Origin of the sequence: Streptomyces torulosus (assembly GCF_001419765.1) — a bacterium.
Lineage (GTDB): Bacteria > Actinomycetota > Actinomycetes > Streptomycetales > Streptomycetaceae > Streptomyces > Streptomyces torulosus.
In genome coordinates this window covers 1-25,585 of record NZ_LIRK01000129.1, presented here as the reverse complement: position 1 = coordinate 25,585, position 25,585 = coordinate 1, and the positions used below count along the sequence as shown (strand labels likewise).

Sequence of the window (25,585 nt, the reverse complement as noted above, 5' to 3'; positions counted from 1 at the left end):
GAGGACGAAGGACGCCGACGGCATGGCCGTCGCGTCCTTCGTCCTCGGCCTTCTCGGCCTCCTCGTGCTCAACCTCTTCCTCGGCCCCATCGCCATCGTCCTCGCCGCCCTCGCCCTGAAGCGGGGCACCACGAGGCGGGGCCGGGCGTTCCTCGGCCTCGGTCTGGGCGTGGCCGACCTGGTGATCCTGGCCGTTCTCACCCAGACGACGAACACGGTGTCCTGGAGCTTCTGAGCCGCACAGGACCGGCCGGACCGGGAGGGGCACCCCACACCCCGACCGCCGCGGCACCGTCGCCGCGGACGCCGTCATGGCCGGGGGTCGACCCCACCGCCGTAGCGGCCGAGGCCGGCGCGCGGCGCCCCCGTAGAATCGGGCACACCATGGCTTACCTCGACCACGCGGCGACGACCCCGATGCTCCCGGAGGCGGCAGAGGCGCTGACCGCCCAGCTGAGCGTCACCGGCAACGCCTCCTCGCTGCACGCCTCCGGCCGCAGAGCCCGCCGCACCGTCGAGGAGGCCCGCGAGACCCTCGCGGAGGCCCTCGGAGCCCGCCCCAGCGAGGTCGTGTTCACCTCCGGCGGCACCGAGGCCGACAACCTCGCCGTGAAGGGGCTGTACTGGTCCCGCCGCGCCGCCGACCCGGCCCGCACCCGGGTCCTCGCGAGCCCCGTCGAGCACCACGCCGTCCTCGACGCCGTCCACTGGCTCGGCGAACACGAGGGCGCCACCGTCGAGTACCTCCCCGTCGACACCTACGGCCGCGTCCACCCCGACGCCCTGCGCGAGGCCATCGCCCGCGACCCCGACGACGTGGCGCTCGCCACCGTGATGTGGGCCAACAACGAGATCGGCACCCTCATGCCGGTGCGTGAACTCGCCGACGCCGCCGCGGAGTTCGGCGTCCCGCTGCACGCCGACGCCGTCCAGGCCTTCGGCCAGGTCCCCGTCGGCTTCGGGGACTCCGGTCTCGCCGCCATGACCGTCTCCGGCCACAAGATCGGCGGCCCGTACGGCATCGGCGCGCTCCTCCTGGGCCGCGAGTACAGCCCCGTACCGGTGCTGCACGGCGGCGGCCAGGAACGCCATGTCCGCTCCGGCACCCTCGACGTCCCGGCCGTCGCCTCCTTCGCCGTCGCCGGCCGGCTCGCCGCCGAGCAACAGGAGTGGTTCGCCCGGGAGATCGGCTCCCTGCGGGACTCCCTGGTCGACGCGATCCGTACGGCGGTACCGGACGCGCTCCTCGGTGGTGACCCGGTGGACCGGCTGCCCGCCAACGCCCACTTCACCTTCCCCGGCTGCGAGGGCGACTCCCTGCTGCTGCTCCTCGACGCCCAGGGCATCGAGTGCTCCACCGGCTCGGCCTGCACCGCCGGTATCGCCCAGCCCAGCCATGTCCTCCTCGCCACCGGCGCCGACCCCGACCTCGCCCGCGGCACCCTCCGCTTCTCCCTCGGCCACACCTCCACGGAGGCCGACGTGGAAGCGGTCGCCAAGGCGATCGGCCCCGCGGTGGAACGCGCCCGCAACGCGGGCCTGACCTGAGGCCCGATGTCCGAACGGTTCAGGCCGGCGCCGCGCCCGATCCCTTCGCCGCCGCGGCGCGCACCAGCTTCATGTAGCGGTCCCAGTCCCAGTGCTCGCCGGGGTCGGTGTGGTCGGTACCCGGCACCTCGACATGGCCGATGATGTGCTCGCGGTCGAGCGGGATGTCGTAGCGCGCGCAGATCCGGGCCGTGAGACGGGCGGACGCCTCGTACATCTCGTCCGTGAAGTCCTGCGGGCGGTCGACGAAACCCTCGTGCTCGATGCCGACGCTCCGCTCGTTGTAGTCGCGGTTGCCCGCGTGGTACGCCACGTCCAGCTCGCGGATCATCTGGGTGACATGGCCGTCCTTGCGGACGATGTAGTGCGACGCCGCCCCGTGCTTCGGATCCTGGAAGACCTTCACGGCACTGGCGAAGCTGCCCTGGGTGACATGGATGACCACCATGTCTATGCCGAAGTCGTCCGGCCGGTCCGCCAGCCGCCAGTTCGCGTCCGAGGCCGCCACCCACCTCGCGCCCGCGTAGTCGACCTCGCCCTCCTTGCGCGGCTTCGAGACGCCCGGCACCCGCCACCACGCGCGCGTCAGCTCGTCACGTGCCACGACGGCCGTACCCACGGCGGCCACGGCCGCGCCGATCAGCAGGGCCCGGCGGCCCACGCGCCGGCCCCCGTCCTTGCCCCTGCTCCGGGAAGCACCGTCCCCGGACGCCGTTCTGGTGCCCACGAGCCGTCAACGGATACTCGCGGGCTCCGGTTCCCGGCGCCCCGTACCCTGGATGCGTTATGACTGACACCTCGCAGCGCCCCCGCCCCCTCCGTGTCCTCGCCGCCATGTCCGGCGGGGTCGACTCCGCCGTGGCCGCCGCCCGCGCCGCGGAAGCCGGGCACGACGTGACGGGCGTCCACCTGGCGCTCTCCGCGAACCCGCAGTCGTTCCGCACGGGCGCCCGGGGCTGCTGCACCATCGAGGACTCCCGCGACGCCCGCCGCGCCGCCGACGTCATCGGCATCCCGTTCTACGTGTGGGACCTCGCCGACCGCTTCCGCGAGGACGTGGTCGAGGACTTCATCGCCGAGTACGAGGCCGGCCGCACCCCCAACCCGTGCCTGCGCTGCAACGAGAAGATCAAGTTCGCGGCCCTGCTCGACAAGGCGCTCGCCCTCGGCTTCGACGCCGTCTGCACGGGCCACTACGCCAAGGTGATCGTCCACGACGACGGCACACGCGAGCTGCACCGCGCCTCCGACATGGCCAAGGACCAGTCGTACGTCCTCGGCGTGCTCGACGAGAAGCAGCTCGCCCACGCCCTGTTCCCGCTGGGCGACACGGTGACGACCAAGGACGAGATCCGCGCGGAGGCCGAGCGCCGGGGCCTGTCGGTCGCCAAGAAGCCCGACTCGCACGACATCTGCTTCATCGCCGACGGCGACACCCAGGGCTTCCTCGCGAGCCGCCTCGGCAAGGCCGAGGGCGACATCGTCGACGAGTCCGGCACCGTCCTCGGCACCCACGAGGGCGCCTACGGCTACACCATCGGCCAGCGCAAGGGGCTCCGCATCGGCACCCCGGCGCCCGACGGCAAGCCGCGCTACGTCCTCGACATCTCCCCGGTGAACAACACCGTCACCGTCGGCCCCGCGGCCGCCCTCGACGTCGACGGCCTCACCGCGATCAAGCCCCGCTGGTGCGGCGCCGCGCCCACCGGCCCCGGCACCTACACCGCCCAGCTCCGCGCCCACGGCGGCGAGACCGACGTGACCGCCGAGCTGATCGACGGCGACCTCCACGTCCGCTTCACCGAGCCCGTCCGCGGCGTCGCCCCCGGCCAGGCGATCGTCCTGTACGACGGCACGCGCGTGGTGGGCTCGGCGACGATCGCGTCGACCACGCGCGCGAAGGCGGGCGCCGTCTGAGGGGCGCGAGCCCCGGCCCGGGTGCCCGTCCGTCACGAACGCCTCCCTCCGGGTAGCCATCCGCCCGAGGACGGCGCAGGCTGCTGGTGAGTTCTCCCTACGGGCCGCAGGAAGCCCAGGAGGTCGCCGTGACAGCCACAGACCCGGCCGGAAGGCCGTCCGGGAAGCCGACGGCGGATCCGTCGAGGAACCGCCGCAGCCTCACCCACCGGGTCCGCTACGCCCTGCGCCACCCCAAGCGCGTGCCGGCGCACGCCCGCCGGGTGGCGCGCGACACCTGGTTGCGGCTCAAGCACCGCGACCACATCGCCTACTACCGGGCCGTGATGGCCGCCGACACCGCCCGCAGCCCCGAGGCCGCCGTCGGGCACAACCCCTCGGTCGAGAAGTGGGAACGCGTCGGACGGATGCAGTTCGACTACCTCCTGCGGCACGGTCTGGAGCCCCGGCACCGGATGCTGGAGATCGGCTGCGGGAACCTGCGCGCCGGGCGGCTGTTCATCGACCACCTGGACGCCGGGAACTACTACGGGATCGACATCTCGCCGGCCATCCTCCTGGAGGCCCAGCGCACCCTCGTCCGGCAGGGGCTTCAGTCCAAACTGCCCTACCTCGTGCTCGTCGCCGACCTGACCTTCGAGTTCCTGCCCGAGGCCCACTTCGACGTCGTCCACGCGCACAGCGTGTTCTCGCACTCACCGGCGCACGTCATAGAGCAGTGCTTCGCCCACGTCGGCCGCGTCCTCGCCCCCGGCGGCTTCTTCGACTTCACCTACGGCCGCACCGAGGGCAAGGAGCACCAGGTGCTGCACGAGGACTTCTACTACCGCACCGACACCCTGGTGGAACTCGCCGCGCAGTACGGCCTGACCGCCCGCTTCATGGACGACTGGGAGGAACTACCGCACCGCCAGTCCAAGATCCGCCTGAGCCGCCCCTCGGGGACCGGTGACCGACCGGGCCCCGATGTCGGTGGCACGCCCTAACGTGGACCCATGAACATCTGCGTCTTCCTCTCCGCCGCCGACCTCGACGACCGCTACACCCGCCCCGCGCGGGAGTTCGCGAAGCTCATCGGCAAGGGCGACCACACCCTCGTGTGGGGCGGCTCGGACGTCGGGCTGATGAAGGTGGTCGCCGACGGCGTGCAGGAGGCGGGCGGCAGACTCCTCGGCGTCTCCGTGGAGTTCCTGGCGGCCAAGGCGCGGCCCGGCACCGACGAGATGGTCATCGCCCACGACCTCGCCGAGCGCAAGCGGCTCCTGCTGGAGAAGGCCGACGCGGTCGTGATCATGGTGGGCGGCACCGGCACGCTCGACGAGGCCACCGAGATCCTGGAACTGAAGAAGCACGGCCACACCGACAAGCCCGTGGTGCTCCTCAACACGGCGGGCTTCTACGACGGCCTCAAGGAGCAGTTCCGCCGCATGGAGGACGAGGGCTTCCTGCCCCGCCCCCTCACCGACCTGGTGTTCTTCGCGGAGGAGCCGGTGGGGGCGATGGCGTACCTGGAGGAGAGCCAGGGAGTGGAGTGAGCCGGGCACGGGCCCGGCCGGGGCACGGACTCCGGCTGCCCCGGGGTGATGCGAGCATGACCGCATGGCTACTCATGTGATCACCGGAGCGGGGTCCGGCATCGGCGAGGCCGTGGCCCGCCGTCTGCACGAGCGCGGCGACGACCTCGTGCTGCACGCGCGCGACGCCGGCCGCGCGAAGGAACTGGCGGCACGGTTCCCGGGGGCGAAGACCCTGGTCGGCGATCTCGCGGACCCGGACAAGCTCTCCTGGGCGTTCTCCCACCAGACCCTGCCCGACCGCGTGGACTCCCTGCTGCACATCGCCGGGGTGATCGACCTCGGCCGGGTCGGCGACCTCACTCCCAAGTCCTGGCGCCACCAGCTCAACGTCAACCTCATCGCCCCCGCCGAGCTGACCCGGCACTTCCTGCCCCAGCTGCGCGCCGCCCGGGGCCACGTCGTGTTCGTCAACTCCGGCTCAGGACTGCACGCCTACGCCGACTGGGCCGCCTACGCCGCCTCCAAGCACGGCCTGAAGGCCCTCGCCGACTCCCTGCGCCACGAGGAGCACGGCAACGGGGTCCGGGTCACCACGGTCTACCCCGGCCGCACGGCCAGCCCCATGCAGGCGAAGGTCCACCAGCAGGAGGGCAAGGAGTACGACCCGTCCCAGTGGATCGCGCCCGAGTCCGTGGCGACGACGATCCTCATGGCGCTGGACCTCCCACGGGACGCCGAGGTCAACGACCTGACGGTCCGGCCCGGCCGCTGACCTGTTGCCGCCGGGCGCCCAGTAGCTCGGGGCCGGGGGCGCGTCTGCGGGTGCGGGTGGGTGGGGGTTGTTCGCGCAGTTCTCCGCGCCCCTGAAAAGCGCCCGGGGCTGCGCCCCGTGCTTTTCGATGAAGGCCGGGCCGCAGGCCCATGCCTTCAGGGGCGCGAGGAACTGCGCGACCAGCCACTCACCCACCCGCACCCGGCACCGAACACGCGCCCGGCCCTGCGTCAGCAGCAGCGCCCCTCCGGCCGCTCCTCCCGGCGCCGGGTCCGCAGGACGTCGTACTCCCTGCGTGTCGGGACCGGCACCCCGGCGTGCCCGCGGCGGTGCCGCTCGCAGTAGCGGTCGTACTCGGCCTCCCCCGTCAGCTCCCGGAGGTACCAGCGCACGGTCCGTGCCCAGTGGCGGACGTTCGGGGCCGTCATCGGCGGGCCCCCACGAGATCGTCGTCGGACCGCTCGGGCAGGTCGTCGATGCGGGACTCGACGTAGGGCGCCTCGGTCGTCGGGAGCGGGGACGGGGAGCGTACGGCGCGGACGCAGACCACCGCGCAGTTGACCAGGACCGTGAGGACGAGGAGGAGGAAGATCGCCATGATCACGCCGTCGACCGTGTTGTTGAGGACGATGGTGTGCATGTCGTCCATGGTCGTGGCGCCGGGCAGCAGCTCGCCCTTGTCGATGGCGGCCGCGTACTTGTCGCGCAGGGCGAAGAAGCCGATCGCCGGGTTGTCGGAGAAGATCTTCTGCCAGCCGGCGGTGAAGGTGACGGCCACGTCCCAGGCCAAGGGGATGCCCGTGACCCAGGCCCAGCGGAGCTTGCCGGACTTGATCAGGACGGTCGTGGTGACGGCGAGGGCGACCGCGGCGAGCAGCTGGTTGGCGATGCCGAAGAGGGGGAACAGCTGCTTGATCCCGCCGAGGGGGTCGGTGACACCGGCGTACAGGAAGTAGCCCCAGGCGCCGACGACGAGGGCGCTGGTGATCCAGATGCCCGGCTTCCAGGTGACCCGGCCGATCGGCTTCCAGACGTTGCCGAGCATGTCCTGGAGCATGAAGCGGCCCACGCGGGTGCCGGCGTCCACGGTGGTGAGGATGAACAGCGCCTCGAACATGATCGCGAAGTGGTACCAGAAGGCCTTCATCCCGGCGCCGCCGAAGACCCCGGCGAAGATCTCCGACATGCCGACGGCCAGGGTGGGCGCGCCGCCGGAGCGACCGACGAGGGTCTCCTCCTCGACGGCCTTGGCCGCCGCGGTGAGCTGCTCGGGGGTGATGGTGAAGCCGAGGTTCTTGACCGCCTCGGCGGCGGTGTCGACGGTCGGGCCGAGCAGCGCGGCCGGGGAGTTCATGGCGTAGAAGAGGCCGGGCTCCAGGACGCACGCGGCGATCAGGGCCATCACGGCGACGAAGGACTCCGTCAGCATGGAGCCGTAGCCGATGAGCCGGACCTGGGACTCCTTGCGGATCAGCTTCGGGGTGGTGCCGGAGGAGACCAGGGCGTGGAAGCCGGAGAGGGCGCCGCAGGCGATGGTGATGAAGAGGAACGGGAAGAGGGAGCCCGCGAAGACCGGTCCGGCGCCGGTGTGGGCGAACTCGGTGACCGATTCGGCCCGGAGGTTCGGGGCGGCGATGACCACGCCGACGGCCATCAGGGCGATGGTGCCGACCTTCATGAAGGTGGAGAGGTAGTCGCGGGGCGCGAGCAGCATCCACACGGGGAGCACGGAGGCGACGAAGCCGTAGCCGACCAGGCAGAAGACCAGGGTCTCGGGGCTCCAGACGAAGTACTCGGCGAGGGAGGAGTCCTGGATACAGCCGCCGCCGAGGATGGCGAGCAGGAGGAGGGCCACGCCGATGAAGCTGGTCTCGACGACCCGGCCGGGGCGCAGGTAGCGCAGGTAGAAGCCCATGAAGAGGGCGATGGGGATGGTCATGGTGACCGAGAAGGTGCCCCACGCGGACTCGGCGAGGGCGTTGACGACGACCATCGCGAGCACGGCGAGCAGGATGATCATGATGGCGAAGACGCCGATCAGCGCGGCGGCTCCGCCCACCTTGCCGATCTCGTCACGGGCCATCTGGCCGAGGCTCTTGCCGTCCCGGCGCATGGAGAGGAACAGGACGATCATGTCCTGGACGGCACCGGCGAAGATGACGCCCGCGATGATCCAGATCGTGCCCGGCAGATAGCCCATCTGCGCGGCGAGGACGGGGCCGACCAGCGGACCGGCACCCGCGATGGCCGCGAAGTGGTGGCCGAACAGCACCCGCTTGTCGGTGGGGTGGTAGTCGACGCCGTCCTCCAGCCGTTCGGCCGGGGTGGCGCGGGTGTCGTCGACCTGGAGGACCCGGCGGGCGATGAACCGGGAGTAGAAGCGGTAGGCGATCGCGTACGAGCCGAGGGCCGCCACGACCAGCCAGACGGCGGAGATCTCCTCGCCTCGCGACAGGGCGAGCACGGCCCAGCCGATGGCGCCGACGAGGGCGACGGTGATCCATATCGCGAGGGACTTCGGCGACATCCGGGGCTTTTCCGGCTCCGTACGACCGGATTCGGGCATGGCTGATGTGGGCATGGCGGCTCCTGACCTCAACGGGTGTGCGGCAAGACAGGCGGAGAGAAGAAGGCGAGAAGGAGGGTGCGGCTCAGCGAGGCCGGTATCGGCGCCGTTCTCGGCGCCGGTCTCGCTGTCGTTCCGTCAGCGCGTACGCGGCGAGCAGGCAGAGGCCGCATCCCGGCACCCAGGCGAGCTGGTACCAGTAGAAGAACGGCGTCCCGGCCAGTCGCGGCTCGGCACCGGCGTACCAGGGGACCCACAGCAGGCCCGCGGCGGGCGCGAGGAGCAGTACGGCGATCGCGACGCGCCGTAGCCGGTGGTGACCGGTCCGTGGCATGACCTGCGCTCCTCTCCCGCTTCCTGTGGGTCTGTGCAAGAGTTGCCCACCCGCTCGGATCGGTTGACAGCGAATTTCGACGAGATTCCGCGAAATTTCCTCCAGTCCCCGGTCAACCGAAGCGGCGGTCCACGCAACTACCGCGTGAAGGCCCCCCGGCGCGCCAAAGGCGGCGCGGCACCCCCGGGACGGTGCGGGGCCAGGCACACCAAGGACGGTGAACCATGGCTGACGCTGCCATGACCGCGACGTTCCTCGCCGTGATCGGCGGAGCGTCGCTGCTCGCCGTGACCGCGCGCCGGCTGCGCCCCACCGACCGGCTGCCGTCCCTGGAGGGGTGGGCGCTGGCCGACCGCTCCCTCGGCCCGGTGTGGACCTGGCTGCTGCTCGGCGGCACCATCTTCACGGCGTACACCTTCACCGCCGTGCCCGGCCTCGCGTACGGCAACGGGGCGCCCGCGTTCTTCGCGGTGCCGTACACGGTGATCGTCTGCCCGCTGGCCTTCGTGCTGCTGACCCGGCTGTGGGAGGTGGCCCGGCGCCACGGCTATGTGACGGCGGGGGACTTCGTGCGCGGCCGGTACGGTTCGGCGCCGCTCGCGCTGGTGGTGGCGCTGACCGGGATCCTCGCGACGATGCCGTACCTGGCGCTGCAGCTGCTCGGCATCCGCGCGGTGCTGACGGCCGGGGGCGTCTACCCGAAGGGCGCGGCCGGTGATCTGGTGATGGTGGCGCTGTTCGCGGGGCTCGCCGTGGCGACGTACCGGCACGGGCTGCGGGCGCCCGCCGTGATCTCGGCGCTGAAGGCGGTGGCCGTCTTCGTGTCGCTGACCGCCGTGTGCTGGCTGGTCCTGCGCCGGTTCGGCGGTCCGGGCCCGGTCTTCGACGGGGCGGCGGAGCGGCTCGGCGGACCGGCCCTGCTCCTCTCCCCCGAGCAGCAGCCCGCCTATGCCACGCTCGCGCTCGGCTCGGCGCTCGCCCTGCTGATGTACCCGCACGTGCTGACCGCCGGGTTCGCCGCCGACGGCCCGCGCACCGTCCGCAAGGTCACGGTGGCCCTGCCGGCCTGGACCGGGCTGCTCGCCCTCTTCGGCTTCCTCGGCGTCGCGGCGCTCGCGACCGGGGTGCGGGCACCGGAGGGCGGCGCCGAGGCGGCCGTCCCGATGCTGGTGGACCGGCTGATGCCGGGGCCGCTGGCCGGGCTGGTGTTCGGGGCGATCACCGTGGGCGCGCTGGTCCCGGCGGCGGTGATGTCGATCGCGGCCGCCACCGGCTTCGTCCGCAATGTGTACGTGGAGTACTTCCAGCCCACCGCCACGCCGAAGCGGCAGGTGCGGATCGCCAAGGCTGTGTCGCTGACCGCGAAGGTGGGGGCGGTGGCGTTCGTGTTCGGGCTGCGCGACCAGGACGCCATCAACCTCCAGCTGCTGGGCGGGGTGTGGATCCTGCAGATCTTCCCGGCGGTGGCGGTCGGCCTCTTCACCGGACGGCTGCATCCCCGGGGGCTGCTCGCCGGGTGGGCCGTCGGCATGGTGACCGGCACGTTCCTGGTGGTGCGGGAGGGGTTCTCCTCGATCGTGCTGCTGGGCGGCGGCTCGCTGGAGGTCTACGCCGGCCTGCTCGCCCTCCTGGTGAACCTGACCGTGGCGGTGGCCGCCACCGCGGTCCTCGAACGGCTCGGCGTCCCGCGCGGCGCCGACGCGACCGACCTACCGTCCCGCCTGACCGTCAGGCGGCGCCCCGAGACGGGAGCGAGCAACCCGTGAGACGCAGACACCACATAAGCGTGCCGGTGCCACCGCCGACGACCCCCGCCGACGGGTCGCGGGGAGGCGGCGTACGGCCCCCGGCGGCCGTCGAACCGCTGGTGCCGCGGCCGGCGCGTCCGGGCGAGCCCCTCGCCCCCGCCGCGAGCGACCCGGTCGACGTGGAGCGCGAGGCCGGTGTCGCCCGGCTGTTCGAGCTGCACTACTCCTCGATGCTGCGGCTCGCGGTCCTGCTGGGCGCCGACGACCCCGAGAACGTGGTGGCCGAGGCGTACTACCAGATCTACCGGAAGTGGCGGCGTCTGAAGGACGCCGAGGCGGCCGAGGCGTATCTGCGCTCCACGGTCTGCAACCTCACCCGGATGCGGATACGGCACCTCCAGGTCGTCCGCAGGCACACGGAGACCCCGCCGGACGAGGCGGTCGCCTCCGCCGAGAGCACGGCCCTGCTCCACGACGACCAGCGGGTGCTGATCGGCGCGCTCCAGCAGCTGCCCGCCCGGCAGCGGGAGGCGCTCGTGCTGCGCCACTGGCTGGGGCTGAAGGAGAGCGAGATCGCCGCCGCGATGGGGATCTCCTGCGGCTCGGTCAAGACCCACACCGCACGCGGCCTCGCCGCCCTGACCCAGGCGATGGAGGCCCGGCGATGAACGACACCACCGGCAACGACACCGGCCGGGACCGCACCGAGCGGGAACTGGAGGAGGCGCTCGCCGCGCTCGCGGGCGGCGTCCACGCGGCCCCCGACGCCTACCGCACGGCCCGCGGCGACTGGCTCCGCCGCGAACGCCGCCGTCGGCTCGTCCTCGCCGTACTGATCATGGTCGTGTTCGCGCTGGCCACCCTGATCGGCCTCTGGGTCCTCAACCAGACCCCGTCGAGCCCCGGCGTGATCTTCTCGGGGGTGGGCGGCACGACGGCGGGCACCGGGCCGGGCTGAGCGCGAGGGCCGCCGGCAACCGTGCGCCCGGCGTGACGCATTCCGTGGGACTGATCATCCCCTGCTCAGGGAACCCGGCTTCCGTGCACCCCCGAATAGAGGACTACGCGCTGATCGGTGACCACCAGACGGCCGCCCTGGTGAGCAACCGGGGCTCGATCGACTGGCTGTGCCTGCCCCGGTTCGACTCGGCGGCCTGCTTCGCCGCGTTGCTGGGCACCGAGGAGAACGGGCACTGGCGGATCGCGCCGACCGGCGCCGGGACCTGTACGCGGCGCGCGTACCGCAAGGACACGCTGGTCCTGGACACCGAGTGGGAGACGGACGACGGCGCGGTCCGCGTGACCGATCTGATGCCGCAGCGCGACCGCGCCCCCGACGTCGTCCGCGTCGTCGAGGGCCTGGCGGGCCGGGTGACCGTCCGCTCCACGATCCGCCTCCGCTTCGACTACGGCTCGGCCGTCCCCTGGATGCGCCGGTCCGACGGCCACCGGGTGGCGGTCGCGGGCCCGGACGCGGTCTGGCTGCGCAGCGAGCCCGAGGTGCGTACCTGGAGCGAGGACCGCGCCACCTACGCCGAGTTCACCGTGGAACCGGGCGAGAAGGTCGCGTTCGTCCTCACCTGGCACCCCTCGCACGAGCCGCGCCCCCGCCTGGTCGACCCGTACGAGTCGCTGCGCACGAGCGTGCACGACTGGCGGGCCTGGGCGGCGCACTGCCGGTACGACGGGCCGTACCGGGACGAGGTGGTCCGCTCCCTGATCACCCTCAAGGCCCTCACCTACGAACCCACCGGCGGGATCGTCGCGGCCGCCACCACCTCGCTCCCCGAGGAGATCGGCGGGGTGCGCAACTGGGACTACCGCCACTGCTGGCTGCGCGACTCCACCCTCACCCTCGGCGCCCTGCTCGCCTGCGGTTACCAGCAGGAGGCCGAGGCCTGGCGTGACTGGCTGCTGCGCGCGGTCGCAGGCGACCCGGCGGACCTGCGGATCATGTACGGCCTGGCCGGTGAACGGCGCCTGCCCGAGTACGAACTGCCGTGGCTGGCCGGCTACGAGAACTCCCGCCCCGTCCGCATCGGCAACGACGCCATCCAGCAGAGGCAGCTCGACGTGTACGGCGAGGTCATGGACTCCCTGTCCCTGTCCCGGAGTTCGGGTCTGCCCACGAAGCCCCAGATGTGGCGGATGCAGTGCACCCTGATGGAGTACCTGCGGTCGGTGTGGCGGGAGCCCGACGAGGGGCTGTGGGAGGTGCGCGGGCCGCGTCGGCACTTCACGCACTCCAAGGTGATGTCCTGGGCGGCCGCCGACCGGGCGGTGCGCACCCTGGAGGACGACCCGGAGCTGTCCGGCGACCTCGACGGCTGGCGCGCGCTGCGGGACGAGATCCACCACGAGGTCTGCGCCCGCGGCTACGACGCCGAACGCAACACGTTCACCCAGTCGTACGGCTCCCGCGAGCTCGACGCGTCGCTGCTGCTCCTCCCCCGGATGGGCTTCCTGCCGCCGGACGACCCCCGGGTCGTCGGCACCGTCGACGCGATCCGTGAGGAGCTGTGCCACGACGGCTTCGTGCGCCGCTACAGCGCCGACCACCTCTCCTCGACGGCGTCCGTCGACGGGCTGCCGGGCAGCGAGGGCACGTTCCTCGTGTGTTCGTTCTGGCTCGCCGACGCCCTGCATCTGACCGGCCGCACGAAGGAGGCCCGCGAGCTGTTCGAGCGGCTGCTCGGGCTCACCAACGACGTGGGACTGCTCGCCGAGGAGTACGACCCGGTCGCGGGCCGGCAGCTGGGGAACTTCCCGCAGGCGTTCAGCCATGTCGGCCTGGTGGGCACCGCCCTCGCCCTGTTCGACGGGGACGAGGCAGGATAGGGCCATGGATCTTGGGCTGAAGGACCGTGTCTACATCGTCACCGGCGCGACCCGCGGGCTGGGCAACGCGGCGGCGCGGGAACTCGTCGCCGACGACGCGAAGGTGGTCGTGACCGGCCGCGAGGAGGAGAGCGTGGCCGAGGCGGTGGCCGCGCTCGGGCCGAACGCGGTGGGGGTGGCCGCCGACAACGCCGACCCGGAGACCGCCGGCCGTCTCATCGCGGTCGCCCGCGAGCGGTTCGGGCGGTTCGACGGCGTCCTCGTCAGCGTGGGCGGGCCCGCGCCCGGTTTCGTCGCGGACAACACGGACGAGCAGTGGACCGCCGCGTTCGAGTCGGTGTTCCTGGGGGCGGTCCGGCTGGCGCGGGCCGCCGCCGAGGAGCTGGGCGAGGGCGGTGTCATCGGGTTCGTGCTGTCCGGGTCGGTGCACGAGCCGATCCCCGGTCTGACCATCTCCAACGGCCTGCGGCCGGGTCTGGCCGGCTTCGCCAAGTCGCTCTCCGACGAGCTGGGGCCGCGCGGGATCCGGGTCGTGGGACTGCTGCCGGCCCGGATCGACACGGACCGGGTGCGGGAGCTGGACGGGATGTCGGCCGACCCGGAGGCCACGCGCGCCGCGCACGAGTCGCGGATCCCGCTGCGGCGCTACGGGCGGCCGGAGGAGTTCGGGCGGACGGCGGCGTTCCTGTTGTCCCCGGCCGCGTCCTATCTGACGGGCCTCATGCTGCCGGTCGACGGCGGCATGCGCCACGGCTTCTGACCCTCGTCGGGGGTCGCGGCTTCGTCAGCTCACGCGTTCCGCACGGTGCTTGACCCCACGCAGTCTGACCTCCGCCGGCAGCGCCGCCAGGCCCGCCGAGTCCCTGGCGTGCGCCACGGCCTCGGTGGTCAGACGGTGCAGGGTGTCGGCGGGGTGCGCATGGGGTTGGAGGCGGGCGCGGAGCCGGGCCTCGGGGGCGCCTCGGCGGCCGGTGAGATGGGCGTGGGCCCGTTCGACGCCGTCCAGCCGGGCGGCCTCCGTGGTCAGGACGCCCTCCAGGGCGTGGCCCCGCAGCAGCGCGCCCTCGCCGTCGCCGGTGTCGACGAGGACCTCGGTGAGCCGGTGGCGGCGCAGTACGGCGGTCAGCCACCACAGGGCGAGCAGCACCAGCAGGGCGAGCACGGCGATGACGGTGGGCCACCACCAGCCCTCGTCGCGCCACCGGGTGCGTTCGGCCTGGCTGAGCAGCACGTCGTGCCGTCCGTCGTGGATCCACCAGGAGGGCGGTTCCAGGCCGAGTCCGACGGCGAGCACGGCGCCGCCGAGCACGAGGAGCACCAGGCCGACGATCCCGAGCAGCACCCTGTTCACGGTCCGCAGCACGGTGTCACCCCTTCCGGCCGGGGCGCCGTACGTGCACGGACAGGGCGGGCGGCCGGGCGAGGCCCAGGCCCCGGATGCCGTCGGCGAGCGTGGCGTCGAGGTCGGCCCGGACCTCGTCGAGTTCCCGGAAGTGGGACACCGCGCGGGCGTCGACCCTCTTGCGGCCGACGCGGACGCGTACGGACTGCACGCCGGACACCTCCATGGCCCGGTCGCGCAGCACCAGTGCGGCGGCGGCCCGGTGCAGGCCCGCCCGGACGTCGGGGTCGAGGCGGCGCATCGGCAGCACGTCCCGCAGGCCGGGGGTGGCGGCCAGCACGAGCAGCCAGAGGCCGAGGGCGGCGGCGATCCCGGCGCCGGTCAGCACCCAGACGTCGTCGAGGGGGCGCTCGGCGAGTTCCCGGGCCAGGGAGCGGCGCCAGGCCATGCCGGGCCGGTCGGCGCGGACGGCGGCGATGTCGTACAGGAGGAGGCCCGCGCCCGCGAGGAGCAGCAGGGCGAGGATGCCGGCGGGGACACGGCGCGCGGACCAGAAGCGCCGCTCGCCCCCGTGCCCGTCCTCGGCCGGGGTCGGCGGGTCGTAGGCGGCGGCCGACGTGGACTGGTCCGGCCCGTCCGGCCCCTGGCCGGGGGGCGTCTCGTCGGTCTTCTCGATGACCGGCAGGCGTTGCGTGCTGCCGTCGGAGCTCTGGGGTTCGCTCATCGCGTCCTCCCCTGTGCCGCGTCGTGTGCGTGCGCCAGGTGCAGCCGTTCGACCTGGACGGCCACGTCCGATACGTGCATTCCCGCCAACGTCCCTACCCGCTCCATGACGCGGCGACGCACCGCAGCGCATTGGCCACCGATATCGGAGGGGTAAGGGAGTTCGAGGGCGACGCGGACGCGCGCGGTCTCACGATGGACGACGACCGTCGCGTTGGGGGGCGCGGAGTCCGGCGGCGGTGCCCCGAGTGCTTCGCGCGCCGCCTGGCCGGCGATCTTCGCGACGACGCGGTCGGCGATGCGCGTGGCGCCGCGGTCCGCGGGCGCGACGGACCGCGTTCCCGTGCCGCGGCCGCTGTCGGCGAGGGTCATCGGCGTCGGTCGTCACGGGGACGGAAGAAGTCGCCGAGTTCCAGGTCCCCCTCCAGGAACCGGCCGACGACGAACCCGACGGCGCCCAGCGCCGCCACCAGCAGGAAGGCGCCGAATCCGCCGAAGTATCCGGCGAAGCCCAGCGCCACTCCGGCGATCATGCCGATCACGGCCAGACTCATGCTGTGCTCCTAGGGGGGTCGGGCGCTCCTGTCACTGCAGTCGGGTCTCCGACTCCTCTTCCTCGTCCTCCGGCAGCTTCACGTCGCTGACGGCGATGTTGACCTCGACGACCTCCAGGCCCGTCATCCGTTCGACGGCGGCGATGACGTTCTCGCGCACGGCGTGGGTGACGTCGGAGATGGACACGCCGTAGTCGACGACGATCTCCAGGTCCAGCGCGGTCTGTACCTCGCCGACCTCGGCGTTCACGCCCCGGGTGACGGCCTTCGAGCCGCCGGGCACCCGGTCGCGGACGGCGCCGAAGGTCCGGGACAACCCGCTGCCCATGGTGTGTACACCGAGTACGTCGCGTGCCGCGAGCCCGGCGATCTTCTCGACCACGCCGTCGGCGATGGTCGTGCGCCCCCGGGTGGCCGGATCTCCGCCGCCGCGCCGGACGACCTTGCCGCCACCGGTCTGTCCGGGCGCCGGGTCCTTGGTGGTGTCGGGGCCCTCCGTCCGGTTCCGCTCCGTCATGTCGCTCATGGCGCACGTTCCTTCCGGTTGTCCTCCTTTGCTCACATTAAGCCGGGTTGCGTCGCCGCGCGCCGGGGATACGGCAGTCTGGAGGAATGACGGCGGACGGCTGGACCAACGCGGTACGACAGCAGCTGGGCCTGGGCCGGGTGCTCCCCCTGGGCGGCCCGCACGACGGCGCGTGGATCACGGAGGCGGCGGCCGAAGCGGTGTTGCGGCGCGCGACGGCCTCGATGCCCGGAGTGCGCCTCGGGAGCGTGCGGATCGCGCTCGCCGAGCCGGCCGGTGCGGAGGCCCCGGCTGTTCCGGCTCCTCCGAGCGCCCTCCCGCCGGGCCCCCTGCGGGTCACCGCGGACTTTCTCGCCTCGGCGGTACCGCGGGCCGAGCCGTTCCCCGTGACGGCTGCCCGGCTGCGGGCGGGCCTCGCCGAGGCCGCGGCGGAACGGCTGGGTCTCGCGGTGGCGGAGATCGATCTGCGGATGACGGACCTGCTGGGGGCCGACGAGCCCGGCGGTCCGCCCCCGCAAGGTGCGCCCGCGACGGCCGCGCCAGTCGGGGACCGCGCTCCCGCCCGGCCGGTTCCGCAGGGTGACGGCGAGGAGTCCCAGGTGACCGCCGCGGCGCTGGGCGTTCCCGGGGTGAGCCGTCTGACCGGCGTCCTCGGCGGTCCGGGGCGCGCGGTCCACATCGACACCGGGCCCGCGCTGCCCCGCCGTCATGTTCGCGTCGAGCTGGCGATGACGGAGGACAGACGGGCCGTGGACGTCGCACGCGAGGTCCGCGCGACGGTGGGCGAGGTACTCCCCGACCATCCGTCGGTGGCGGTGCTCGTCACGGCGGTCGAGTGAGTCGCCCGCCCGGCCGGGTCACCCATTCCAGGGCTGAGTCGCGCACCCCTGCGGCCGAGTCGCCTGTCTTGCGGCCGAGCCGCTCTCTCCTACCGCGGGGTCGGCCGGCGCTTCGGCGCGTGTGTCGCCGTTACTCCGCGACTCCGGCGAGGTCCCGCAGGCGGCGGGCCTGGGCGGCGCGCTCCGCGGCGCGCTGCTCCTCGTAGTCCCGGCCGTCGGCGCCACGCAGCAGCGCCTTGGTCTCGACGACCGCGTCGCGCGGCGCGGCCACGAGCGCGGCGACCAGGTCGCGTACCGCGTCGTCCAGTTGGTCGGCGGGCACGGCGAGGTTGGCCAGGCCGATGCGCTGGGCCTCCTCCGCCTGGACGAAGCGTCCGGTGAGGCAGATCTCCAGTGCGCGGCCGTAGCCGACGAGGCTCACCAGCGGATGCGTGCCGGTGAGGTCGGGCACGAGGCCCAGGCTGGTCTCGAGCATGGCGAACTGCACGTCGTCCGCGACGACGCGCAGGTCACAGGCGAGCGCGAGCTGGAAACCCGCGCCGACGGCATGTCCTTGTACGGCGGCGACGGACACGATGTCGTTCCGCCGCCACCAGGTGAACGCCTCCTGGTACTCGGCGATGGTCGCGTCGAGCGCGGCGTCGTCACGACGCGCGAGGTCGATGAACGACGGTTCGCCCTCGATGCCCTCGGGCGTGAACATCTGCCGGTTGAGCCCGGCGGAGAACGACTTGCCCTCGGCACGCAGCACGACGACCCGGACGGAGCCCGGCACCGACCGCCCGGCCTCGGCGAGCGCCCGCCACAGAGCGGGGCTCTGCGCGTTGCGCTTGGCCGGGTTGGTCAGGGTCACCGTGGCGATCGCGTCGTCGACGGTGAGCCGTACGCCGTCCTTGTCGAGCAGCGGTTCGAGCGAAGCCATGGGGCGCCTCCGATGGGTGCGGTCAGCAGAGCAGAGCTAAGTGACTGCACAGTAACCACCCGGTCGATCGGAAGACCGACCGGGTGGCCACCATCGAAGCCGATGGGCCGCCCGGCGTCAGGCCGACGCGGCCTTCTTGCCGCGCGTCGCACCGCCACGCCCTCGAAGCGTGACGCCCGACTCGCTGAGCATCCGGTGTACGAAGCCATACGAGCGGCCGGTTTCCTCGGCCAGCGCCCGAATGCTCGCACCGGAGTCGTACTTCTTCTTCAGGTCTGCCGCGAGCTTGTCGCGCGCGGCGCCGGTAACCCGGCTGCCCTTCTTCAGAGTCTCGGCCACCCGGTCCTCCTCATGGGAAGTGCGCTCTGGTCTCCTCATGATCACCCCTCCGGGGCGTGATGGCCACCCATTCGGCAAGGTCCGTGGGACAAGCTTGTGACGACAGGAGCACGTCCCCACGAGCGGAACCTGTCATTCCGCGCAGGCTTGTCCGTACGGCCGAACGAGTGGATTCACGAAGCGGCAGGTCAGAGACGTGCGACGGCCGAGCCCCGCGCACAGCGGGGCTCGGCCGTGACATTCGTGTACGACACACCTCGGTACGAGGAGATCTCACACAGATGATGGATCACCGATGGGCCGAATGATCCATAGGCCGTTGATCAACGGTTCGGCCGGACCTTCGGCGCCAAGGACCGGTCAGGCGAGTGCCACCAGGTCGGCGTAGTCGGCACCCCACAGGTCCTCGACACCGTCCGGCAGGAGGATGATCCGCTCCGGCTGGAGCGCCTCCACCGCGCCCTCGTCGTGAGTCACGAGGACGACCGCGCCCTTGTAGGTGCGCAGTGCCCCGAGGATCTCCTCGCGGCTGGCGGGGTCGAGGTTGTTGGTGGGCTCGTCGAGCAGCAGGACGTTCGCCGACGACACCACCAGGGTGGCGAGGGCGAGCCGGGTCTTCTCGCCGCCGGAGAGGACACCGGCGGGCTTGTCGACGTCGTCGCCGGAGAACAGGAACGAGCCGAGCACCTTGCGGACCTCGACGAGGTCCATGTCGGGGGCGGCGGAGCGCATGTTCTCCAGGACCGTGCGGTCCGGGTCGAGGGTCTCGTGCTCCTGGGCGTAGTAGCCGAGCTTGAGGCCGTGGCCGGGACGGACCTCGCCCGTGTCGGGCTGCTCGACCCCACCGAGCAGCCGCAGCAGGGTGGTCTTGCCGGCGCCGTTGAGGCCGAGGATGACGACCCGGGAACCCTTGTCGATGGCGAGGTCGACGTCGGTGAAGATCTCCAGCGAGCCGTACGACTTCGACAGGCCCTCGGCCATCAGGGGGGTCTTGCCGCAGGGCGCGGGCTCCGGGAAGCGGAGCTTGGCGACCTTGTCGGAGACCCGGACCGCTTCCAGGCCGGCGAGCAGCCGGTCGGCCCGCTTGGCCATGTTCTGCGCGGCGACGGTCTTGGTGGCCTTGGCACGCATCTTGTCGGCCTGCGAGTGCAGGGCGGCGGCCTTCTTCTCGGCGTTCTGCCGCTCGCGCTTGCGGCGCTTCTCGTCGGCCTCGCGCTGCTGCTGGTAGAGCTTCCAGCCCATGTTGTAGACGTCGATCTGGGAGCGGTTGGCGTCCAGGTAGAACACCTTGTTGACGACCGTCTCGACCAGGTCGACGTCGTGGCTGATGACGATGAAGCCACCGCGGTAGGTCTTGAGGTAGTCGCGCAGCCAGACGATCGAGTCGGCGTCGAGGTGGTTGGTCGGCTCGTCGAGCAGGAGGGTGTCCGCGTCGGAGAACAGGATGCGGGCGAGCTCGACGCGACGGCGCTGACCGCCGGAGAGGGTGTGCAGGGGCTGGCCGAGCACCCGGTCGGGCAGGTTGAGCGCGGCGGCGATCGTGGCGGCCTCGGCCTCGGCGGCGTACCCGCCCTTGGTGAGGAACTCCGTCTCCTGGCGCTCGTACTGCTTCATCGCCTTGTCGCGGGTGGCGCCCTGGCCGTTCGCGATGCGCTGTTCGTTCTCCCGCATCTTGCGGATCAGGACGTCGAGGCCGCGCGCCGAGAGGATGCGGTCGCGGGCGAGGACGTCGAGGTCGCCGGTGCGGGGGTCCTGCGGAAGGTAGCCGACCTCGCCGGAGCGGGTGACGGTGCCGGCGGCGGGGATGCCGTCACCGGCGAGGACCTTGGTGAGGGTGGTCTTGCCGGCGCCGTTGCGGCCGACCAGGCCGATGCGGTCGCCCTTGGCGACGCGGAAGGTGGCGGACTCGATGAGGACGCGGGCACCGGCGCGCAGCTCGATACCGGAGGCGGAGATCACGGACAGACTCCAGGGCGGACTTGGGGTGGCGGGTGGGCGGCTGAGGACGTTCCCGCCGTCTAATGCGCGAGGAGAATGGCCATGGGCCGATTCTAACGGGGGGCAGCAAGCGGTTTTCCGCCCGCGTCCCAAGGGATCACGTGGTCTCGGTCACCGCCCGCCGCCCGGTCGCCGCCGCCCGACGGCCGTCGCCCGGCGGGGCGTTGTCGGTGCCGGGTGCGAAACTGGGCAGCGGTGTGCGTTCCGGGCGACAGAGAGGTCGTGATCGGTATGGCGGGCAAGAACGAGGGTCGTCCCAGCATCTGTCCGACGCTGCTGTACACGGACGCGAAGGCGGCCGTCGCGCAGCTCACAGCAGGGCTGGGCTTCACGGAGCTGTCGGTGTACGAGGGCGAGGACGGCACGGTCCACCACGCCGAGCTGGCGCAGGGCGACGGTGTGGTGATGCTCGGCTCCCGGGGCACCGGCAGCGCCTTCGACGCGGCGATGAAGGGCGCGGGCCCCGCCGGGGTCTACGTGGTGGTGGACGACGTGGACGCCCACCACCGCCGGGCCGTGGAGCACGGGGTGGAGATCCTCATGCCCCCGACGGACCAGGACTACGGCTCACGGGACTACATGGCCCGGGACATCGAGGGCAACGTGTGGAGCTTCGGCACGTACGCCCCCGAGCTGGGCGGCTGACACCCGGCCCGGCCGGGCCCGGCGGGGTGTCGCGCTCCGCTCATCCGGCTCGGCGGGCTCCGGACCGGGCGTGGCGTCAGCCGCTTCCGGCCCGGACGATCGCGGCTGAGCCGAGGCCGGGCCTGGCCTCCGCTCGGCCGACGTCAGCCCGGCGTCGGCGCGGCCGACGTTCGGGCCCCGGCCGAGCTGTCTCCGCCCCGTTCTCCGCTCAGCGATGTCGGCCTCGACCTCGGCGCCGCCGTCGTTCGGTCCCGGCTTCGGCTCAGCTGCCTCCGGTGTGTACCTGGAAGGCGGCGCGGCGGACGGCCTTGGCGAGGGCCGGGTCGGGGTGGGCTGCGGCGAGGGCGACCAGCACCTGGACGGTGCGGGGGTGGCCGACCGCGCGGACCTCGTCGAGCAGCGCGGGGACGGTGGCCTGCACGGCGGACTCCAGGTGCCGGACGAGCAGCGGGGCCTCGCCGTGGTCGGCGACGGCGGCCCCGGTGTCGACCCAGAGCCAGGTCGCCTCCTCGCGGGTGAGCACCTCGTGGGCGTCCTCGGGGTCGGCGCCGTCGTGCTCGGCTAGCCAGAGCAGGGCGTAGGGCCGCAGCGGTGTCTCGTCGGCGACGGTGCGCACATCGGGCTCGGCGGGGGCGCCCACGACGCGCAGCGCCTCGAAGGCGAGGCCCCGGATGAGGGCGTCCTCGCCACGGGCGGCGTCGATGAGTTCGGTGACGGCGGCGCCGACCGTGCGCGCGGCGAGCCAGGCGCGGTACTCGGCGCGGGCCGCGTTCGGGCGGAGCTGGGCACAGCCGCGGAGCATGTCCTCGGCGGACACCTCGATGTTCCCGGCGGGGCTCTGCGCGGCGACACAGATCTGCTCCAGCTTCACCCACACCGCCCAGCTGCCGAGCGGGGTGAGTGTGGCCTGCCCGTCGCCGTAGGTGAGGGCGCCGACGGAGGCGATGGCCCGCAGCGCCCAGTCGAGGAGCGGGGCGAGCGGGGTGTCCTCCGCACCGGCCTCCGCGGCGGGCTCCGCACCGGGCTCGGGCTGCGGGCCGTAGGGGATCTCGCAGCGCTCGGTGCGCAGTTCCGTGACTCTCTGCTCCAGGAGGTCGAGGAGCTGCTCCACGGGGACGGGCCCGGCGGAGAGCTGGAGGAACGACAGCACCTGCGGCATCGCCGAGACGACCTCGGCGACGGCCGCGGGCTCGCGGACCCCGGGCTCGGGGTGGGCGAGGGACCAGGCGTCGAAGAGGGCCACCCAGCCGCGCAGTACGGCACTGTCGTCGCGGTGCCAGGCCCGCAGCCGCCAGCCGGGGCGCGCGCTGTCGCCGTGCACCTCGACGAGACCGGCCAGGCGTGCCGTGTCCCAGTCGTGGCGGACCTGATCCGGGGTCAGCCCGAGGTCGGCGGCGGCCCGTTCGGCGGTCGCGTCGGAGAGGGTGCCCTTGCCGTCGGAGCCGGCGCCCTCGCGGCCGGGGCGCAGGGCGGCGTCGGCCCAGCGGGCGACACGGGCCGCGTCCGCCAGGACGGTGCGGGCCATCCGGGCCAGTTCCGCGGGCGGCGGGGTGCCCTCCGGGGGCCGGGGGGCCGGTCGGCGGCGCTGGGTCACTGCTGCTCGGGGAGCGGCGGCCAGGGTTCGCGGGCTGACGAGTCGGAGCCTGGAGTCGCGCGGATTACGGGACGTCACGGGGGCAGTCTTCCGGTTGACGGTCCGAAAACCCAAACGGAATGTCACAGCGGGCGACAGGGGTGGCCAACGCACGGGCTCTCCAGGGGTGCGACACCGGTGGGGAGCGCCATGGTCAGACGCTAAGCGGAATGTGGCGTACCTGTCTGCGGGGGACCCCTCGGCGGAGCGCCGGGAGGGAGCGAGGCGGGACTTCAGAAGGGTCGCACTCTCTCCTCGGCGCCCTCTCCCCTCCCCCGCTACATCCCTCCCCACCCCCCGCTACATCAGCGGTGTCAGGAAGCGGCGCAGGGTTTCCTCGTAGTGGGGCGGGTCGGCGTTCCACATGGCGGCGTGGGGGGCCTGGCGTACGGCGCTCAGGGTGACGCGGCCGGGGTGGTGGGCGGCGAGTCGGCGGGAGGCGTCCCAGGGGGCGACGACGTCGTCCGGGCCGTGGAAGATCAGTGCCGGTACCGGGAAGCGCGCCGGTTCGACCGCCGCCGCGCCGCCCAGTCCCGTGCGGCCCTGGGCGGCGCGGACGGCGAGGGGCAGCAGGGCGCCCGGGGTTCGGCGGGCGGTGGCGAGGGCGCGCAGGGTGGCGGTCCAGTCCAGGACCGGCGAGTCCAGGACGAGCCCGGCGACGCGGTCGCGCAGCCCGGAGCGGACTGCGGCGCGCAGCGCCATGGTGGCGCCGGTGGACCAGCCGTGCAGGACGACCTTCTCCGCGCCGAACCGGACGGCGTGGTGGATGGCCGCGTCGACGTCGCGCCACTCGGTCTCCCCGAGGTGGCTCAGACCGTCCGGGGGGCGGGGTGCGCCGACGTCGCCGCGGTAGGCGAGGTCGAGCACCGGGAAGCCGTGGCGGTGCAGGAAACCCATGACGTTCATGGGGTGTTCGCGGGTGCCGCCCAGGCCGTGCACGGCGATCACCCAGGTGCTCCGGGCACCGGGCACGAACCAGGCGGGCAGGGTGCCCAGCTCGCCGGGCACCTCGACGTCGGTGTGGTCGAGGCCGAGGGCGGTGCGTGGGTCGCCTACGTGGGTGTTGGGGGTGAACCACACCTTGTCGCCCGGCTCCAGGGTGCCGTTGCTGACGCGTTCCAGGCGGCGCACGACCGTGTCGGGGGCGTGCGGCACGCCGTTCACGACGGAGCCGACGACCGCGTGGGCGCCGGCGCCGGTGAGGCCGTAGGTGCCGGGGCGCTGGGAGGCGAAGGCCCTGGTCAGGGTGATGCGGCCGGCCGCGGTGGAGTGCACGGTCAGCCGGGGCTCCGTGGGCAGTGGTCTGCCCGACGTGACCTTCAGCGCGGCATCGCTGGCCAGTCGGCCGGCGGCGACACTGGCCGCCCCGGCCGCGAACGCGACCCCGACGGCCGCGGCTGCTGCTCTCACTGCACGCACGCATCCAGTGTCCTGGCCGACTCCGTCCGCGGCCAGTGGGCGGGACCCCGGAGCCACCGGCCGGGTGGTGGCCGGCCGGATGGTCGACGACCGGCCGCTACGTCGGCTGGCCGTATCCCCGCAGCCGCTCCCCCGCCTCCGCCAGTTGGTCCGGGGTGAGCAGGTGCGGGCTCAGGCCGGGCACCGAGGAGGCCGCCAGCCAGACCCTGCACATCCATTCGAGCTGGGCGGTGCGGTCGAAGGCCTCGGAGAGGCTCCGTCCGTAGGCGATCGTGCCGTGGTTCTGGAGCAGACAGGCCGTGCGCCCCGTCAGGGCGCGGAGCATGTTGTCGGCCAGCTCGGGGGTGCCGTAGGTCGCGTAGGGGGCGACGCGGACCGGGCCGCCGAGGGCGCCGGACATGTAGTGGATCAGGGGCAGCTCGTCGACGAGGGTCGACACGGCGGTCGCGTGGACGGCGTGGGTGTGGACCACGGCGCGGGCGTCGGTCGTGGTGTGGATCGCGAGGTGCATGGGCAGTTCGCTCGTCGGCCGGAGGGTGCCCAGGGTCCGGCGGCCCGCGAGGTCGACGCCGGTCACGTCGTCGGGGGTGAGGCGGTCGTAGGGGACGCCCGTCGGGGTGACCAGGACGGTGTCGCCGACGCGTACGGAGACGTTGCCGGACGTGCCGACGACCAGACCGTCGGCCACCGTCCGGCGGGCCGTGGCGACCAGTTCGTCCCAGGCCCGCGCGATGTCGTCGGAAGCCGTCTCGGGCGGGCCGCCCTCCGTATGCCGTGAGTCCCCACCCGCGTCCCGCGGGTCCCGCGCGTTCCACCTCTGCTCAGCCATGCCGCGATCCTGCCAGGAGGCCCGCCCGGCTCGACTTCGCATACGACCCGTACGACAAGTGGAGGGAGACCGGTCCCGCCGCGTGACCGGAATCCGTTCACCGGCTCCGCGGCCCGGCCGCAGGCGTTCACCCGGTGCCGACGCGGATCACGCTCGGAGGCCTGGGCTCCGTTTCAGTTCGAGGGAATCGGGGAAGGCGCGCCCCCGGCCCGCCCGAGGACGCCTCCGCCGACACAAACGGAACCTCGACAACCCGATCGCTACACCCATCGGTACTCCCTAGTTCATCTTCCGTTCACCCAGGTTGCCTACGGTCCATGTGCCACTGACCTCCAAAAGAAGCTCGGGTAAATGGAAAACTTCTCGCTGATCCTCGCGATCGTGGTCATCACCGCGCTCGCGTTCGATTTTACGAACGGTTTCCACGACACCGCCAACGCGATGGCCACCACCATCTCGACCGGCGCCATGAAGCCCAAGGTCGCGGTGGCCATGTCCGCCGTGCTCAACCTTGTCGGCGCGTTCCTTTCCATCGAGGTCGCCAACACCATCTCCAAGGGACTCGTCGACGAGTCC

The 25,585-nt window shown here is 72.8% G+C and carries 29 protein-coding genes; 14 read left to right on the top strand and 15 right to left on the bottom strand.

Annotated elements, in window-relative coordinates; genetic code table 11:
- Together AOK23_RS10125 and AOK23_RS10120 are read left to right on the top strand one after the other, a co-directional pair.
- A partial coding sequence (locus AOK23_RS10125; protein WP_055712412.1) for a hypothetical protein occupies positions 1 to 235 on the top strand: 235 nt, incomplete at its 5' end.
- A gap of 149 nt (positions 236 to 384) precedes the next feature.
- Positions 385 to 1,548, top strand: coding sequence for a cysteine desulfurase family protein (locus AOK23_RS10120; RefSeq protein ID WP_055712409.1), 1,164 nt, complete (start codon positions 385 to 387; stop codon positions 1,546 to 1,548).
- A gap of 19 nt (positions 1,549 to 1,567) precedes the next feature.
- Here the strand turns inward: AOK23_RS10120 and AOK23_RS10115 are convergent, their stop codons facing one another.
- On the bottom strand, positions 1,568 to 2,275 hold the full coding sequence (locus AOK23_RS10115) for an N-acetylmuramoyl-L-alanine amidase (protein ID WP_055712408.1): 708 nt from the start codon (positions 2,273 to 2,275) through the stop codon (positions 1,568 to 1,570).
- A gap of 59 nt (positions 2,276 to 2,334) precedes the next feature.
- Between AOK23_RS10115 and mnmA the strand changes: the two genes are divergently transcribed.
- The 4 genes from mnmA (at position 2,335) to AOK23_RS10095 (ending at position 5,754) form a co-directional block, all read left to right on the top strand.
- Positions 2,335 to 3,465: a tRNA 2-thiouridine(34) synthase MnmA gene (gene mnmA, locus AOK23_RS10110; RefSeq protein WP_055712407.1), complete on the top strand. Its 1,131-nt coding sequence runs from the start codon at positions 2,335 to 2,337 to the stop codon at positions 3,463 to 3,465.
- A gap of 128 nt (positions 3,466 to 3,593) precedes the next feature.
- Positions 3,594 to 4,451, top strand: a complete 858-nt coding sequence (locus AOK23_RS10105) for a class I SAM-dependent DNA methyltransferase (protein WP_206336170.1) — start codon at positions 3,594 to 3,596, stop codon at positions 4,449 to 4,451.
- A gap of 9 nt (positions 4,452 to 4,460) precedes the next feature.
- Entirely contained in the window at positions 4,461 to 5,000 is a 540-nt protein-coding gene (locus AOK23_RS10100) for an LOG family protein (RefSeq protein WP_055712406.1), read from the top strand.
- 64 nt (positions 5,001 to 5,064) lie between these two features.
- Positions 5,065 to 5,754: an SDR family oxidoreductase gene (locus AOK23_RS10095; RefSeq protein ID WP_079049394.1), complete on the top strand. Its 690-nt coding sequence runs from the start codon at positions 5,065 to 5,067 to the stop codon at positions 5,752 to 5,754.
- A gap of 230 nt (positions 5,755 to 5,984) precedes the next feature.
- On the opposite strand, the gene AOK23_RS10090 is transcribed toward AOK23_RS10095, so the two are convergent.
- The 3 genes from AOK23_RS10090 to AOK23_RS10080 all read right to left on the bottom strand — a co-directional run bounded on the left by AOK23_RS10090 (position 5,985) and on the right by AOK23_RS10080 (position 8,654).
- Positions 5,985 to 6,182, bottom strand: a complete 198-nt coding sequence (locus tag AOK23_RS10090) for a YbdD/YjiX family protein (RefSeq protein WP_055712404.1) — start codon at positions 6,180 to 6,182, stop codon at positions 5,985 to 5,987.
- Positions 6,179 to 8,335 carry a carbon starvation CstA family protein gene (locus tag AOK23_RS10085; RefSeq protein ID WP_055712403.1) on the bottom strand — a complete coding sequence of 719 codons (2,157 nt, stop codon included), beginning with the start codon at positions 8,333 to 8,335 and terminating at the stop codon, positions 6,179 to 6,181. The genes AOK23_RS10090 and AOK23_RS10085 overlap by 4 nt, the downstream gene beginning before the upstream one ends.
- Positions 8,336 to 8,405: 70 nt before the next feature.
- A complete protein-coding gene (locus AOK23_RS10080; protein WP_055518364.1) occupies positions 8,406 to 8,654 on the bottom strand; it encodes a DUF3311 domain-containing protein in 249 nt (82 codons plus the stop codon).
- Positions 8,655 to 8,878: 224 nt separating this feature from the next.
- Here AOK23_RS10080 and AOK23_RS10075 point away from each other — a divergent pair, with 224 nt between their 5' ends.
- The 5 genes from AOK23_RS10075 (at position 8,879) to AOK23_RS10055 (ending at position 14,000) form a co-directional block, all read left to right on the top strand.
- Positions 8,879 to 10,420 (top strand): sodium:solute symporter family protein, encoded by a 1,542-nt coding sequence (locus tag AOK23_RS10075; protein WP_055712402.1) that lies wholly within the window; start codon positions 8,879 to 8,881, stop codon positions 10,418 to 10,420.
- Positions 10,417 to 11,070 carry a SigE family RNA polymerase sigma factor gene (locus AOK23_RS10070; RefSeq protein WP_420823695.1) on the top strand — a complete coding sequence of 218 codons (654 nt, stop codon included), beginning with the start codon at positions 10,417 to 10,419 and terminating at the stop codon, positions 11,068 to 11,070. Before AOK23_RS10075 ends, AOK23_RS10070 begins: the two co-directional genes overlap by 4 nt.
- Positions 11,067 to 11,360 (top strand): hypothetical protein, encoded by a 294-nt coding sequence (locus AOK23_RS10065; protein ID WP_055712401.1) that lies wholly within the window; start codon positions 11,067 to 11,069, stop codon positions 11,358 to 11,360. Before AOK23_RS10070 ends, AOK23_RS10065 begins: the two co-directional genes overlap by 4 nt.
- An 83-nt stretch (positions 11,361 to 11,443) precedes the next feature.
- Positions 11,444 to 13,240 (top strand): glycoside hydrolase family 15 protein, encoded by a 1,797-nt coding sequence (locus AOK23_RS10060; protein WP_055712400.1) that lies wholly within the window; start codon positions 11,444 to 11,446, stop codon positions 13,238 to 13,240.
- Positions 13,241 to 13,244: 4 nt separating this feature from the next.
- Positions 13,245 to 14,000, top strand: coding sequence for an SDR family oxidoreductase (locus AOK23_RS10055; RefSeq protein WP_055712399.1), 756 nt, complete (start codon positions 13,245 to 13,247; stop codon positions 13,998 to 14,000).
- A 24-nt stretch (positions 14,001 to 14,024) separates the two neighbouring features.
- Here the strand turns inward: AOK23_RS10055 and amaP are convergent, their stop codons facing one another.
- From amaP to AOK23_RS10030, 5 genes are read right to left on the bottom strand one after another with little or no spacing between them, the layout of a single operon-like run.
- A complete protein-coding gene (gene amaP, locus AOK23_RS10050) occupies positions 14,025 to 14,603 on the bottom strand; it encodes an alkaline shock response membrane anchor protein AmaP (protein WP_055712398.1) in 579 nt (192 codons plus the stop codon).
- Between the two features lie 4 nt (positions 14,604 to 14,607).
- The gene (locus tag AOK23_RS10045) at positions 14,608 to 15,306 is read right to left on the bottom strand and encodes a DUF6286 domain-containing protein (RefSeq protein WP_055712397.1); all 699 of its coding nucleotides are present in this window, start codon (positions 15,304 to 15,306) and stop codon (positions 14,608 to 14,610) included.
- Positions 15,303 to 15,677: an Asp23/Gls24 family envelope stress response protein gene (locus AOK23_RS10040; protein ID WP_055712396.1), complete on the bottom strand. Its 375-nt coding sequence runs from the start codon at positions 15,675 to 15,677 to the stop codon at positions 15,303 to 15,305. The genes AOK23_RS10045 and AOK23_RS10040 overlap by 4 nt, the downstream gene beginning before the upstream one ends.
- Positions 15,674 to 15,859, bottom strand: coding sequence for a hypothetical protein (locus AOK23_RS10035; protein WP_055712395.1), 186 nt, complete (start codon positions 15,857 to 15,859; stop codon positions 15,674 to 15,676). Before AOK23_RS10035 ends, AOK23_RS10040 begins: the two co-directional genes overlap by 4 nt.
- A gap of 31 nt (positions 15,860 to 15,890) precedes the next feature.
- Positions 15,891 to 16,385: an Asp23/Gls24 family envelope stress response protein gene (locus AOK23_RS10030; protein WP_055712394.1), complete on the bottom strand. Its 495-nt coding sequence runs from the start codon at positions 16,383 to 16,385 to the stop codon at positions 15,891 to 15,893.
- Between the two features lie 86 nt (positions 16,386 to 16,471).
- Between AOK23_RS10030 and AOK23_RS10025 the strand changes: the two genes are divergently transcribed.
- A complete protein-coding gene (locus tag AOK23_RS10025) occupies positions 16,472 to 17,224 on the top strand; it encodes a hypothetical protein (protein ID WP_055712393.1) in 753 nt (250 codons plus the stop codon).
- Positions 17,225 to 17,354: 130 nt separating this feature from the next.
- Here AOK23_RS10025 and AOK23_RS10020 read toward each other — a convergent pair whose 3' ends face one another.
- The 3 genes from AOK23_RS10020 to AOK23_RS10010 all read right to left on the bottom strand — a co-directional run bounded on the left by AOK23_RS10020 (position 17,355) and on the right by AOK23_RS10010 (position 20,444).
- Positions 17,355 to 18,146: an enoyl-CoA hydratase/isomerase family protein gene (locus AOK23_RS10020; protein WP_055712392.1), complete on the bottom strand. Its 792-nt coding sequence runs from the start codon at positions 18,144 to 18,146 to the stop codon at positions 17,355 to 17,357.
- Between the two features lie 117 nt (positions 18,147 to 18,263).
- On the bottom strand, positions 18,264 to 18,485 hold the full coding sequence (locus AOK23_RS10015; protein WP_006123601.1) for a helix-turn-helix domain-containing protein: 222 nt from the start codon (positions 18,483 to 18,485) through the stop codon (positions 18,264 to 18,266).
- A 360-nt stretch (positions 18,486 to 18,845) separates the two neighbouring features.
- Positions 18,846 to 20,444 (bottom strand): ABC-F family ATP-binding cassette domain-containing protein, encoded by a 1,599-nt coding sequence (locus tag AOK23_RS10010; RefSeq protein ID WP_055712391.1) that lies wholly within the window; start codon positions 20,442 to 20,444, stop codon positions 18,846 to 18,848.
- A 270-nt stretch (positions 20,445 to 20,714) separates the two neighbouring features.
- Here AOK23_RS10010 and AOK23_RS10005 point away from each other — a divergent pair, with 270 nt between their 5' ends.
- Positions 20,715 to 21,128, top strand: a complete 414-nt coding sequence (locus AOK23_RS10005; RefSeq protein ID WP_079049393.1) for a VOC family protein — start codon at positions 20,715 to 20,717, stop codon at positions 21,126 to 21,128.
- 262 nt (positions 21,129 to 21,390) lie between these two features.
- Here the strand turns inward: AOK23_RS10005 and AOK23_RS10000 are convergent, their stop codons facing one another.
- The 3 genes from AOK23_RS10000 to AOK23_RS09990 all read right to left on the bottom strand — a co-directional run bounded on the left by AOK23_RS10000 (position 21,391) and on the right by AOK23_RS09990 (position 25,009).
- Complete coding sequence (locus tag AOK23_RS10000) at positions 21,391 to 22,800, bottom strand: hypothetical protein (RefSeq protein ID WP_206336169.1); 1,410 nt, start codon at positions 22,798 to 22,800, stop codon at positions 21,391 to 21,393.
- Between the two features lie 261 nt (positions 22,801 to 23,061).
- Positions 23,062 to 24,180 carry an alpha/beta hydrolase family protein gene (locus AOK23_RS09995; RefSeq protein ID WP_055712388.1) on the bottom strand — a complete coding sequence of 373 codons (1,119 nt, stop codon included), beginning with the start codon at positions 24,178 to 24,180 and terminating at the stop codon, positions 23,062 to 23,064.
- A gap of 97 nt (positions 24,181 to 24,277) precedes the next feature.
- Positions 24,278 to 25,009 (bottom strand): class II aldolase/adducin family protein, encoded by a 732-nt coding sequence (locus AOK23_RS09990; protein WP_055712387.1) that lies wholly within the window; start codon positions 25,007 to 25,009, stop codon positions 24,278 to 24,280.
- A 351-nt stretch (positions 25,010 to 25,360) separates the two neighbouring features.
- On the opposite strand from AOK23_RS09990, the gene AOK23_RS09985 reads away from it, so the two are divergent.
- Positions 25,361 to 25,585 (top strand): inorganic phosphate transporter (locus AOK23_RS09985; protein ID WP_206336168.1); only part of this gene is annotated, 225 nt, incomplete at its 3' end.